This is a genomic window from Enterococcus sp. S22(2020) (assembly GCF_020295385.1).
Taxonomy (GTDB): Bacteria; Bacillota; Bacilli; order Lactobacillales; family Enterococcaceae; genus Enterococcus_L; species Enterococcus_L dunnyi.
In genome coordinates, this window is record NZ_JACFUD010000002.1 from 569,732 (window position 1) to 583,527 (window position 13,796).

The 13,796-nt window shown below is 38.8% G+C and carries 11 protein-coding genes; 8 read left to right on the forward strand and 3 right to left on the reverse strand.

The window, feature by feature from the left end; all coding sequences use genetic code 11:
- Nucleotides 1-36: 36 nt before the first annotated feature.
- From ftsA to ileS, 8 genes are all read left to right on the forward strand, one after another.
- Nucleotides 37-1,359, forward strand: coding sequence for a cell division protein FtsA (gene ftsA, locus H3T55_RS05570; RefSeq protein WP_087641031.1), 1,323 nt, complete (start codon nt 37-39; stop codon nt 1,357-1,359).
- Between the two features lie 26 nt (nt 1,360-1,385).
- Nucleotides 1,386-2,636: a cell division protein FtsZ gene (ftsZ, locus tag H3T55_RS05575; RefSeq protein WP_087641032.1), complete on the forward strand. Its 1,251-nt coding sequence runs from the start codon at nt 1,386-1,388 to the stop codon at nt 2,634-2,636.
- A 15-nt stretch (nt 2,637-2,651) separates the two neighbouring features.
- Complete coding sequence (locus H3T55_RS05580; protein WP_225533675.1) at nt 2,652-3,329, forward strand: YggS family pyridoxal phosphate-dependent enzyme; 678 nt, start codon at nt 2,652-2,654, stop codon at nt 3,327-3,329.
- A gap of 13 nt (nt 3,330-3,342) precedes the next feature.
- Nucleotides 3,343-3,951 carry a cell division protein SepF gene (locus H3T55_RS05585; protein WP_087641034.1) on the forward strand — a complete coding sequence of 203 codons (609 nt, stop codon included), beginning with the start codon at nt 3,343-3,345 and terminating at the stop codon, nt 3,949-3,951.
- 28 nt (nt 3,952-3,979) lie between these two features.
- On the forward strand, nt 3,980-4,234 hold the full coding sequence (locus H3T55_RS05590; RefSeq protein WP_412523563.1) for a YggT family protein: 255 nt from the start codon (nt 3,980-3,982) through the stop codon (nt 4,232-4,234).
- A gap of 22 nt (nt 4,235-4,256) precedes the next feature.
- Nucleotides 4,257-5,039, forward strand: coding sequence for an RNA-binding protein (locus tag H3T55_RS05595; RefSeq protein WP_225533676.1), 783 nt, complete (start codon nt 4,257-4,259; stop codon nt 5,037-5,039).
- 19 nt (nt 5,040-5,058) lie between these two features.
- A complete protein-coding gene (locus H3T55_RS05600) occupies nt 5,059-5,775 on the forward strand; it encodes a DivIVA domain-containing protein (RefSeq protein WP_087641037.1) in 717 nt (238 codons plus the stop codon).
- A 596-nt stretch (nt 5,776-6,371) separates the two neighbouring features.
- Nucleotides 6,372-9,161 (forward strand): isoleucine--tRNA ligase, encoded by a 2,790-nt coding sequence (gene ileS / locus H3T55_RS05605; RefSeq protein ID WP_225533677.1) that lies wholly within the window; start codon nt 6,372-6,374, stop codon nt 9,159-9,161.
- A 104-nt stretch (nt 9,162-9,265) separates the two neighbouring features.
- On the opposite strand, the gene H3T55_RS05610 is transcribed toward ileS, so the two are convergent.
- Genes H3T55_RS05610 through H3T55_RS05620 form a run of 3 tightly spaced genes read right to left on the reverse strand, consistent with a single transcriptional unit; the run spans nt 9,266 to nt 13,670 of the window.
- The gene (locus H3T55_RS05610; protein ID WP_225533678.1) at nt 9,266-11,470 is read right to left on the reverse strand and encodes a GH25 family lysozyme; all 2,205 of its coding nucleotides are present in this window, start codon (nt 11,468-11,470) and stop codon (nt 9,266-9,268) included.
- 17 nt (nt 11,471-11,487) lie between these two features.
- The gene (gene zwf / locus H3T55_RS05615) at nt 11,488-13,005 is read right to left on the reverse strand and encodes a glucose-6-phosphate dehydrogenase (protein WP_087641040.1); all 1,518 of its coding nucleotides are present in this window, start codon (nt 13,003-13,005) and stop codon (nt 11,488-11,490) included.
- Nucleotides 13,002-13,670 carry a metal-dependent transcriptional regulator gene (locus H3T55_RS05620; RefSeq protein WP_225533679.1) on the reverse strand — a complete coding sequence of 223 codons (669 nt, stop codon included), beginning with the start codon at nt 13,668-13,670 and terminating at the stop codon, nt 13,002-13,004. Before H3T55_RS05620 ends, zwf begins: the two co-directional genes overlap by 4 nt.
- Nucleotides 13,671-13,796 lie beyond the last annotated feature (126 nt).

Genomic DNA, 13,796 nt, shown 5'->3' on the forward strand with positions numbered 1-13,796 from the left:
TGCATATTGGAATTAATAGGAGGAGGAACCCCATTCATGGCAAAGACAGGAATGTATGTAGGCCTTGATATTGGTACAACATCAGTAAAAGTTGTAGTGGCTGAATTTATTGAAGGTCAAATGAATATTATTGGCGTAGGTAATGCAAAATCTGATGGATTAAATCGAGGCATCATTGTCGATATTGATAAAACAGTAAATGCAATTCAAAGAGCAGTAAGACAAGCAGAAGAAAAAGCGGGAATTCAAATTAAAAGTGTGAATGTGGGGTTACCAGCAAACTTACTTGAAGTGGAAAATTGCCAAGGAATGATCGCTGTAAGTAGTGAGTCAAAAGAAATCACTGATGAAGATGTACGGAATGTAGCATCGGCAGCTCTGGTTCGTTCAACTCCTCCTGAACGTCAAATCGTTGCAATCTTGCCTCAAGAATTCACAGTAGATGGATTTGAAGGGATCAAAGATCCTAGAGGAATGATCGGCGTTCGTTTAGAAATGTTCGGCGTGGTCTTTACTGGACCAAAAACAATTATCCACAATACAAGAAAATGTGTCGAAAAAGCTGGCTTAACAGTAAATGAACTAGTAATCATGCCGTTAGCATTGACTGAAACAGTTCTCTCAGATGGAGAAAAAGATTTCGGTACGATCGTTATCGATATGGGCGGAGGTCAAACAACGACTTCTGTAATGCATGATAAACAACTGAAATTCACACATGTCAATCAAGAAGGCGGCGAATTCGTCACAAAAGATGTTTCGATTGTGTTGAACACATCATTCAACAATGCAGAAGCATTGAAGATCAACTATGGTGATGCTTATCCTGAAAGAACGTCTGTCAGTGAAGAATTTCCTGTTGATGTGATCGGTAAGTCAGAACCTATCAAGGTTGATGAACGTTACCTTTCAGAAGTCATCGAAGCTCGGGTAGAACAAATCTTCAAGAAATCAAAAGAAGTATTAGATGAGATCGATGCACTTGAATTACCAGGCGGTGTCATTTTGACTGGTGGCGGCGCAAGTCTTCCAGGCGTGGTTGATCTAGCACAAGAAATTTTCGATGCCAGTGTGAAATTGTATGTCCCTAATCATATGGGCTTACGTAACCCAGTGTTTACAAATGTGATCAGTATTGTAGAATATTCAGCTCAGCTTAGCGATATTTACCATATTGCTAAAGGCGCGATCCCTGGTGAAAAAGTAAAATCTTCACCATCAGTTGCCGTTCAGCAAGAGGTTCAATATGATACATACGCTGATAGTGTACAGGAAGATTACGATGATTCAGAAATCCATGAATCTGGTGAAAAAGTTACTGGTAAAATCAAAGACTTCTTCTCAAACATTTTTGACTAACAACTAAAACAGGAGGAAACGATACTATGGAATTTTCTTTAGATAATAACATTAACAATGGCGCTGTCATCAAAGTTATCGGTGTGGGCGGCGGCGGCGGCAATGCTGTTAACCGCATGATTGAAGAAAACGTCAAAGGCGTAGAATTCATCGCTGCTAATACAGATGTACAAGCTCTTAAAAACTCAAAAGCCGAGACAGTGATTCAACTTGGACCTAAATATACACGCGGTTTAGGTGCAGGTTCTCAACCGGAAGTTGGCCAAAAAGCTGCAGAAGAAAGTGAACAAGTGATCTCAGACGCTCTACAAGGAGCAGACATGATTTTTATCACTGCTGGTATGGGGGGCGGAACAGGAACAGGCGCTGCTCCTGTTGTTGCTAAGATCGCCAAAGAATTAGGAGCTTTAACAGTCGGTGTTGTCACACGACCATTTAGCTTTGAAGGACCAAAACGTGGACGTTTTGCAGCAGAAGGGATCGCTCTTCTAAAGGAAAACGTCGATACCTTATTGATCATCTCAAACAACCGTCTATTAGAAGTTGTTGATAAAAAGACACCGATGCTTGAAGCATTCCGTGAAGCAGATAACGTATTACGCCAAGGTGTTCAAGGGATCTCTGATTTGATCACAGCCCCAGGCTATGTCAACTTGGACTTTGCTGACGTGAAAACAGTGATGGAAAATCAAGGAACAGCCTTGATGGGAATCGGTGTTGCCAACGGTGAAGACCGTGTCATTGAAGCAACTAAAAAAGCTATTTCATCACCGTTATTAGAAACATCTATTGATGGTGCTGAGCAAGTGCTATTAAACATTACAGGTGGCCTTGATATGACTTTATTCGAAGCACAAGATGCTTCTGACATCGTTACAAGTGCAGCGACTGGGGATGTCAATATCATTCTTGGTACATCGATCAATGAAGATCTAGGTGATGAAATCCGTGTAACAGTTATTGCAACTGGAATCGATCCTTCAAAAAAAGATCGTAAATCACCACGTCAAAATAGACCAACACAAATCCAAACCGTTCAACAAGCACCTGTGCTTGATATGGAACAGTCAAAACCATCACAACCTCAACCGCAAGAAGAGACAAGTGCATTTGGTGACTGGGATATCCGTCGTGAACAAAACGTAAGACCTAAAGTTGATGATTCAGCTTTTGATAATGCTGAAAAGAAAGACTTTGAAACATTTCATCGTGATGAACCAACTCAAAATAACGACGATGAATTAAACACACCACCATTTTTCCGCAGAAAAAGATAGGAGCGATTTTTGATCATGCTGGCTGAAAACTTAGAACAAATAAATCAAAAAATTCAGCTGGCATGCCAAAAGTCATCACGAGCAGTCGATGATGTAACCATGATCGCTGTGACTAAATCAGTGGAAAGTGATCGTGCCAAGGAACTTGCTGAACTTGGTATTGAGAATATGGCTGAGAACCGAGTAGATAAATTACTCGAAAAAAAAATGGCACTTAGTGATTTTTCAACAATTAAGTGGCATTTGATTGGTAATTTACAGCGTAGGAAGGTAAAATTAATAATCAACGAGATAGATTATTTTCATGCGTTAGACAGCTTAAAATTAGCAGAAGAAATACAAAAACGAGCGGAGAAGCCAATTGCTTGTTTTGTTGAAGTGAATATTACTGGTGAAGAAAGTAAACACGGTTTTCGATCAGATGAAGTACTTGATTTTATTCATCAACTAGCTTCATTTGATAAGATAAAGGTTATAGGGCTAATGACTATGGCACCGTTGGATGCTTCTGAACAAGAGCTTCATGATGTTTTTTCTAAGTTAAAAAGAGTGCAGTCAACAATAAATAATCAGCATCTGTCACATGCACCATGTACAGAGCTCAGTATGGGAATGAGTAACGACTTCCCAATTGCTATCGAAGAAGGTGCAACTTTTGTACGAATCGGAACAGCAATATTTAGAGGTGCGTAAAGGAGGGGAATCTATGTCAATTTTTAGTAAAAATGCGTTATCGAGCTTTTTTGGATTATCTGGTGAAGATGATTATGATAATTATGATGAATACGAAGAGCAAAAGGTTGTCAATGAAAGACCTAGACAGACGGTTCGACAAACATCAGCACAGGTACAAAGACCAGCTGGACCAACTGAGCCTTTAACTGAGAAGCCATCTGCTCGTTATCGTTCAACAGAGACACATCAAGATAAAAAGGAAAGCCGTCAGGAAACAGCATTTAATGAGAAAAAGGTTGTCTCCATGCGTAGTTCAAATAATTCAAATACTAAACGTTCGCAAGAGGCACATAGCTCAAGCAGAGCCGGCAAAATTACAATTATTGAGCCGCGTGTTTATTCTGAAGCAATGAATATTGCTAAACATATTATTGCTAGTGACGCTGTGTTGATCAATTTTCATTTAGTAGAAGAGCATCAGGCTAGACGGATCGTTGATTTTTTAACTGGAACTGTCTATGCATTGGATGGAGACATTCAACGTGTTGGTGATGAAATTTTTCTATGTACACCATCAAACATTGAAATCGATAGTGCAACAGCACAGTCTTTAGCTAAGAAACAAATGTTTGATTTTTAGTTAGGAGGTCGTTAGTATCGTTCTATTTATATACTTACTATATAAAGCTGTTCAAATTTATTCAGGACTTTTAATCATTTATGCATTATTATCTTGGTTTCCGGGCGCATATGAATCTACATTTGGTCGCCTGATCGCAAGGATCTGTGAGCCGTATTTAAGTTTATTCGATCGTTTAAATTTAAGAATCGGTATGATCGGTTTTAATGTAATGATAGCAATTATTGTACTGAATTTAGCTGCCGGCGGATTAGGCAAGATTTTACAATCATTGTTGTATTAATATAAGAAAGGATGATCTATCTATGAACGCAAATGTATACCAACATTTCCGCAAAGATGAGCATCCTTTTATTGATTCTGTGGGTGATTGGTTAGAACAAGTCGAAAGCCAGTATGCTCCTTATCTAACGGATTTTTTGGATCCTAGACAAGCGTATATTCTAGAAACACTGATTAGACAAGATAGTGAACTTGAATTTCAGTTTTATGGAGGCTATGAACAAGCAGAACGAACAAGGTGTTTGATTTATCCTGATTATTATCAGCCGAAACAAGAAGATTTTGAAATCGAATTAGTTGAAATCGTTTATCCAGTAAAATTTTCAACGCTTTCTCATGGTAAAGTCTTGGGTACACTTGTAAACACCGGGATCAAGCGTGAATATTTTGGGGATATCATTTCTGATGGAGAGCGTTGGCAAGTATTTCTTGCTAAGGAAATCGCCAATTTTGTGTCTGTTCAGGTAGAAAAAATGGGAAAAATATCTGTCCGTTTAGAGCCGCGTAAATACACTGAATTGATTCTTCCAAAAGATGACTGGACACATGAACGAACAACTATCAGCTCATTACGTCTGGATAATTTGATCTCCAGCGTATATAATATATCTAGACAGAGATCGAAACAGTTGATCGAGTCTGGTAAAGTAAAAGTGAATTGGACGGAAAATACTAGACCGGATTTTTTAGTAGACTTATTGGATATCGTCTCTATTAGAGGGTTTGGTCGGATTCAAATTCAAGAACTAGAAGGTAAGACGAAAAAGGACAAGTTTCGTTTGTTATTGGGAGTTTTACGAAAATAATCCAAAGAGGTGAAGGAATATGGCATTAACTCCATTAGATATTCAAAACAAAAACTTCTCTACAAAAATGAGAGGATACAATCAAGACGATGTCGATGATTTTTTAGATCAAGTAACGAAAGACTATGAGGATGCGCTTCAAAAGAACCGTGAACTTGAAAAATCTTTGAAACATGCAGAAGAAAAATTACAATACTTCAATGAATTGAAAGATGCATTGAATCAATCGATTATTGTAGCGCAAGATACTGCAGATAAAGTGAAAACTAGTGCAAACAAAGAATCAGAAGTTATTGTTACTTCTGCCGAAAACACAGCGAATGAAATGATTTCATCTGCAGAAAAACGTTCGACAAATCTAGTCGCTTCAGCAGAAGAAAAAGCTAAAGAAATTTTAACTGATGCAACTGACCGTGCGCGTCAATTAGCTGCTGAGACAGATGATTTGAAGAAAAAAACACGTGTCTTCCATCAACGTTTAAGCTTGATGCTTGAAACACAGTTAGAACAAGTGAAGAGTGAAGAATGGAATGAATTATTGAAACCATTCTCAAGCTATGTTAGTGACTCTCACACAGTGATCAAGGAAGTACTTGCTGAAGAGCTAGATAAAGAGGATGAGGCTTCAGCATCAGGAACTGTTACAGAACCTGTAGTAGATGAACAGCCTACATTAGAGCAAGCAGCGATCGATCCAAAAGCAATGCTTGACCTTTTAAACAAAGAACCTAAATAATTTTAGTAAAGAAATAGAACAGAAAAGTCAACAGCCATTCTTTTAGCGAGTCAATGATAGTGAAAGATTGACAGACCCTGGTGTTGAAAAGATCCTCTATTTTACTCAAGTTTGAATATAGTAAAACTTGACGAGTGATTTCGTTACCAATCACAGAGGAGATAATCATGACTATTGATTATTTTGAATTTGGGTGGTAACACGAGTACTTTCGTCCCTAGGGATGAAGGTACTTTTTTGCTTTTCAACACTGCGACTGGCTATGCCAGAGCAGATGTTGAAAAGTACTTGGCGAGCAGAGTGAGCGAAGTGTCCCTAACACCGAATCACTGCGACTGGCTATGACAGAGCAGATGTTGAAAAGTACTTGGCGAGCAGAGTGAGCGAAGTGTCCTTAACACCGAATCACTATGATTAGCTATGTCAGAGTAGATGATGAACAATCGTAATGAATCACCAAACTGCCCAGGTGAAAAGTCAAAAATCCAAAAAGGTTGTTCAAGCACAAATACAACTGACAAAAAGAGCTGAAAGCGTAAACTTGCATCTCTTTAATCTATATACCAAACTGCAACAAAAGAAAGTGAGGAATAAAAATGAAAATGAAAGAAACATTGCAATTGGGAAAAACAGCTTTTCCAATGCGAGGAAATTTACCAAATCGGGAAGTCGAATGGCAAAAAGATTGGGAAGAACAAAAAATTTATGAAAAGCGTCAAAAATTAAATGAAGGCAAACCGACATTTATTCTTCATGATGGACCTCCATATGCGAATGGGAATATCCATTTAGGTCATTCTTTAAATAAAATCAGTAAAGATATCATCGTACGTTCGAAATCAATGTCAGGCTTCCGTTCACCATATGTTCCAGGCTGGGATACTCATGGTTTACCGATCGAGCAGGTATTGACAAATAAAGGCATCAAAAGAAAAGAAATGTCATTGGCCGAATATCGTGAAAAATGTGAAGAGTATGCTCGTTCGCAAGTCGATACACAACGTAATGATTTCAAGCGTTTAGGTGTAGCTGGTGATTGGGATCATCCTTATATCACTTTAGATCCATCTTATGAAGCTGCGGAAATTCGTGTTTTTGGTAAAATGGCCGAAAAAGGGTATATTTATAAAGGACTAAAACCGATTTACTGGTCACCTTCAAGTGAATCATCATTAGCAGAAGCAGAAATCGAATATAAAGATGTCAAATCACCATCGATCTATGTTGCGTTTAAAGTCGTTGATGGCAAAGGATTGCTGGATACAGATACATCATTTGTTATTTGGACGACGACTCCATGGACCCTTCCAGCGAATCTTGGAATCTCCGTGAATCCAGCATATAAATACGTGGTAGTAAAAGCTTACGGGAAAAAGTATGTAGTAGCAAAAGATCTTTTAGATACAGTCAAAGAAGCAATTGGTTGGGAAGATGTCGAAATCCTTGATACTATTTCAGGACAAGACATGGAATATATGACTGCTCAACATCCTTTCTATGACCGTACGTCGTTAGTTATGTTAGGGGATCACGTTACCTTAGATGCAGGTACAGGTTTAGTTCATACAGCACCTGGTCATGGTGAAGACGATTATATCGTTAGCAAAAAATACAACTTAGATATTCTTTCACCAGTAGATAATCGCGGGGTGTTTACTGATGAAGCTCCTGGATTTGAAGGGATTTTCTACGATAAAGCAAATCCAATGATCACAGCACTATTAGATGAAAAAGATGCGTTATTAAAGTTAGATTTCTTTACGCACAGTTATCCACATGACTGGCGTACAAAAAAACCAGTCATCTATCGTGCAACGCCGCAGTGGTTTGCGTCGATCGATAAGTTCCGTGAAAACATTTTAGATGAAGTTGAAAAAGTCGACTGGATCTTACCATGGGGCAAAACTCGTTTATACAATATGATCCGTGACCGTGGGGACTGGGTGATTTCTCGTCAACGCGCATGGGGTGTTCCGTTACCGATTTTTTATGCAGAAAATGGCGAAGCGATCATCACACCAGAAACGATCGATCATGTGGCAAACTTATTTGCAGAGCATGGATCAAATATTTGGTTCAAGCGTGAAGCAAAAGAATTATTGCCGGAAGGCTTTACGCATCCAGGTTCACCAAATGGTACGTTTACTAAAGAAAATGATATCATGGATGTTTGGTTTGATTCTGGTTCTTCTCATGAAGCTGTTTTACGTCAACGTCCAGAATTGTCATTCCCAGCAGATATGTATTTAGAAGGTTCTGACCAATACCGTGGCTGGTTTAACTCAAGTATCACGACAAGTGTTGCTATCAACGGTGTGGCACCATATAAAGCTGTTTTATCACAAGGCTTCACTCTAGATGGTGAAGGACGTAAAATGAGTAAATCATTAGGGAATACGATCTTACCAGATAAAGTTATCAAGCAAATGGGTGCAGATATTCTACGTCTGTGGGTAAGTAGTGTGGATTACGAAGCAGATGTTCGTGTATCGATGGATATCTTGAATCAAGTATCAGAGGTTTATCGTAAGATTCGTAACACGATGCGCTTCTTATTGGCAAATACGAGTGATTTCCAACCTAATGAACATACCGTTCCTTATGAAGAATTACGTTCTGTGGATAAATATATGGTTGTTCGTTTAAACCAAGTAATTGAAGAAATTCGTGAAAAAGGATATGAGAAGTATAACTTCATGCAAATCTATCGTTCTGTGATGAATTTCTTAACAGTGGATCTATCTGCCTTCTATTTAGATTTTGCGAAGGATGTCGTTTATATCGAAGCAGAAAATGATTACCAACGTCGCTGTATGCAGACGGTATTCTATCAAACTGCTGTGGCATTGACTAAGTTGTTAACACCGATCATTCCGCATACGTCAGAAGAAATTTGGAGCTTCCTGAAAGAAGAAGAGGACTATGTTCAGTTGGCTGAGTTCCCTGGTTATGAAACATTTGCAAATCAGCAAGAGCTCTTGGATCTATGGGCAGCATTTATGGACTTTAGAGATAACGTCTTAAAAGCGTTAGAAGAAGCACGGAATTCTAAATTGATCGGTAAGTCATTAGAGGCTAAGGTAACCGTTTATCCTAATGAACAAATCCGCGAGTTATTAACAGCTGTAGATGCTGATATTGCTCAATTATTGATCGTATCAGATTTTGAGGTAGCTGATAAGGCTGCAACGGTGCCGGATGGTGTCGAGAAATTTGAAGACATGTCGATCCTTGTGGAAAAAGCAGAAGGTGAAACTTGTGATCGTTGTCGTGCAGTTCGTACGGATGTAGGAGTAGATGAAAAATTACCTCATTTATGCGGCCGTTGTGCAACCATTGTGGAAGAAAACTATCCTGAAGCAGTAGCAGAAGGATTTGAAGAGTAAGAAAAGAATTAAATCACCTATTGAAAATAGCCAGCTATTTTCAATAGGTGATCCTTAAAAAAGGAACTAAAACGACGACATTTCGTTTTAGTTCCTTTTTTAGTTTATTTAGTAACGATCGTTGCATTTGTATTTAAATAGCCAATCCATTTTCCGCTGGTATTATCATAAAGAGAATAATAAGAAGCACCAGAGAAGTGATGGTAGATTCCTTTGGCATGATAAGTTTCACCGTATATCTCGGTAGTATTTCCTTTTTTAGCAGAAAATGTATCAATTTCAGACCAAATCGTATAGTCTTTCTTATTGATTTTTACTTGTTCGTCATTCTTGATCCAAATGCCCTGTGAACCAGGTGCAACAGTTGCTGCACTTGAATTTAGATAACCGATCCACTTTCCATCATTATCATAAAGAGAGTAGTAGGTAACGTTAGCGATATGATTGTATTTTCCTTTAGCGTGGAAAGTTTGCTGGTAGATATCAGTTGTGTTTCCCTTTTTACTAGAGAAATTATTGATATCCCCCCAAAGAGTCGTATTTTTCTTTGTGATCGTTACATAGTCATTATTGCTTAGCCAAGTCCCTTGAGGTCCAGGAGCGACAGTAGGTCCATTGGCATTGATATAACCGACCCATTTGTTGTTATTATCATATAAGGAGTAGTAAACGGCACCTGCAATATGATTGTATTTTCCAGAGACTTTGTATGTTTTTTGATAAAGATCCGTTGTGTTCCCTTTTTTACTGGAGAAGGTGTTGATGTCGCCCCAGATTGTTTGGCCCTTTTTAGTAAACGTTACATATTTATTTTCACTTAACCAAGTCCCTTGAGGTCCTGATGCAGAACTTGCAAAATCTGAGTTGATATAACCGATCCATTTTCCATTATTATCATAGAGAGAGTAGTAAACAGCCCCATTAGCATGGTTGTACTTCCCAGAAACTTTAAAGGTTTTTTGATAGTGATCACTTGTACTACCTTTTTTACTAGAGAAGGTGTTGATATCGCCCCAAATCGTTTGTGACTTTTTCGTAAGTGTTACGTATTTGTTTTCGCTTAACCATAGACCTTGAGCGCCATTCGCTTTTGTCGTTGCTTCGGCATTGACATAGCCTTTCCAGTTTCCATTGTTATCATAAAGAGAGTAATAGGTGCTACCGTTCATATGCTGGTATTTTCCAGTAACCTTATAGGTTTTATTGAAAATATTCGTTGTGTTTGTCAAAGCTGAATTAAAGTTGAAGTTTGACCAAATAGAGTAATTCTTTTTAGTGATCGTCACGTATTGATTAGCACTCAACCATTTTCCTTGAGCACCATTCTCCAGATACCCAGTATAATCCATTGAAATATCAAAAGGATGGGCAATACCAGGAATATAATATTGAGAAGACCACTGCCATGAAGAAAATTCATTATTCCAGTTCATTCCAGCAGTAGGCGTATAAGGATATTGCGCAACCCACATATTTTTTGCACCAAAGGTACTTACAGAAAAATGTCCGCTCGTTGCATAAGTTCGGTTCATGTAATACATGATATTTGAAAAACCATTGGCTTTTAAAACATTTACAAAACTAGTTGTATTTGGCGTTAGAGAGCCATTTAGCATTTTCCCTTCCTCGATGTCGATGACCATGACAGTCGACTTAGGTAATCTAAAGGTATTGGCTAACGAAGCAAAGTAATTCGCTTCACTAGAAGCAATCGCGCTGGATGTATAATGGGCGTAATGATAGGCCGAAACTTTCAGACCAGCCGCTGTTGCGTTGTTGATCTGCTCTTGCGCATAGGGATTGACATAGCTAGTACTTTCAGTCAGCTTAACTACAACCCCTTTGATTCCGTAGTTCTTCATCTTTTGAAAGTTTGCCACTGAGATCGAACCGTTATGAGAAGAAATATCGATAAAGTGTGAGCTTGGTCTATTCGCCTCTCCTGCATTGACGACATCCATCGAAAGAGCTGGAGTGATACTGCGACTTTGGATCGTCGGATTTAAATCTGATCGATTCGATGGTAAAAAATAGTCATCGAAGTAAAGAGAGCTATTTACTGCTTGTGTTTCAGTACTTTCTTCGGTTGTTTCAGACGTAGTGGTACTTGACTGTGTTTCCTCTTCAGTTGCATTCATTGTGCTTTCATCCGTTGAATTTTGAGCTGGTGAAAGGACGTTGCTTCTTGTTGTTTCAATATCTGAGCTGCTGACAGTTGTGCTTTCTTCAGCATAGGAAAGAGTATTCAATCCGAGCGTCAGAAGGGCAGCAGTACAAAAAAGCGGGATTTTGATCGTTAGTTTATTCATTTATTCCTCCATAAATATTAAAGTTTGCCACGTTCGCGGTACCAGTTGTCCGGTTGCCATTCCCAAGAAAAATTGTCACGAGCAAGTAAGTCAAAGGCAGCATCAGGCCCCATTGAACCTGCTGCGTAATTAGGGAAATCAACCGATGTTTTATCCCAAGCTTGACGTATGATATCAACGATCCGCCAAGATTGAGCTACTTCATCCCAATGAGAGAAGTTTGTGCCGTCACCATTTAAACTATCCAATAATAGTTTTTCGTAAGCTTCAGGACTATTTCCTGTTGTTTCTGCGCTATGACGGTAGTCTAACTTGACAGGAGTCGTAGAGAATCCTTGACCGATTTCTTTGCCGTTCAAGGTTAGGGAGAACCCTTCTGTCGGTTGAATATAAATCGTTAAAACATTTGGCGGTAGATCTGTTTTCTCTCCGCAATGATCGACGTCATCTTTAAAGACATTGATCGGAACTTGTTTAAAGACGATATTGATGCGTGTTCCTTTTTCAGTTAGACGTTTTCCTGTGCGGATATAAAATGGAACGCCTGACCAACGGAAGTTGTCGATCAAAAACTTACCTGCAACAAATGTTTCTGTTTGAGAGTTTTCATCGACGTTTGGTTCCTCACGGTAGCTAACAAAGTGTTGATCTTCCAATTTGCCGGCACCATATTGACCGCGAACAAAGTTTTCCAAGGCTTCTTTTTCAGAATACAGACGAATCGCTTGCAGCGCTTTAACTTTTTCTGATCTGATTTCAGCTTCTGAAAAGGCAACAGGCGGTTCCATCGCTAACAAAGCAACGACTTGTAAAATATGGTTTTGCACCATGTCTTTCAGTGCGCCGCTATGATCGTAATAGCCGCCGCGATCTTCAACACCAAGCCCTTCAGCAAAAGTGATCTGAACATTATCGATGTAGCGATTATTCCATTGAGATTCAAAAATATTATTGGCAAAACGAATCGCAGAAATGTTTTGGATCATTTCTTTTCCTAAATAGTGATCGATTCTAAAAATATCTTTCTCAGGGAAAACAGCACGGATTTCTTCGTTTAGCTGATAAGCAGACTCATAATCAGAGCCAAAAGGTTTTTCAATGATCAAACGATCAAAGCCTGTTTCCGTTAAAATCTCTTGGGATTTCAGGTGCTGAACGATCGTACCGAAGAATTGAGGAGCCATTGCTAAGTAGTAGATATGGTTTCCGCCTAGCTCGTATTTCTCATTTAGCTTGTCTGACAATTTTTTTAATGTGTCATAATGCTCTGAGTCGTTCACATTGTGAGATTGGTAGTAAAAGTGGCTTGAAAAGGCTTCTGCTTCTTCTGCAGTCGGATTTAGATCTTTGATTGTTTCACGTACGATCTCACGATAGTGATCATCTGTCCATTCTCTTCTTGCCGTACCGATAACAGCAAAGTGCTCAGCTAGATTTCCTTTACGGTATAGTCTGAATAACGAAGGATATAGTTTTCGTTTCGCTAAATCTCCAGTACCGCCAAAAATTGTGAATAATGCTATTTTTTCATTCATTTCAATTCCTCGCTTTCATTTATTGGATCAACAAAAATCGTACTTGCAGCTTTGTAGCTGACCGCCAATTGTTTTTGCTTATTACTGATGCTGATAGGTCCTTCATATGCAGCGATCTCATCTATCTGATATTCCTCGTGGATATTCAGGTCAATAGAGACTAGGTAGTCTAATAGGTCTTTTTCATCCAATACACGAGCGATTCGGATTGTCGTCCCAACAGGATAGTCGATCAAGGTTTGACGCTTTTCTTCATGGACCGGCTGATCATCTTCCGGGATCACTCCGCCATGGGGACAAAATTTTGGCTGGTTTAAATACTCTGATAAGCGATTAGCCAAAGTTTGAGAAGTAACGTGCTCCAGTACTTCCGCATCATCGTGAACTTCATTCCAGGAATAATTTAAGTGTTCAACTAAAAACACTTCCCACAATCGATGCTTGCGAATCAGTGTACTAGCTTTTTTCAGTCCTGATTCTGTGAGCTGAACACCTTGATAAGGTGAATGTTCGACCAGCTGTTCTTTTACTAATTTTGAAATCATCTCGCTGACAGATGCTGCGGAAACATCCAGACCTGAAACAATTTGTTTGTTGTTGATCTTCGTTTCATCGCCGCCTAATTCAAAAATTAGTTTTAGGTAGTCTTCACGATTCGGGGTCATATATTTCATCCTTTCAAAAAAGCCATCACGATAAGTTTATCAGAAAAAACTTTTTTTGACCATTTAATAATATGTTAATCTTTAAAAAAACGACTGTTTCGTTTATAAAATAGAGATGTGTAAAAA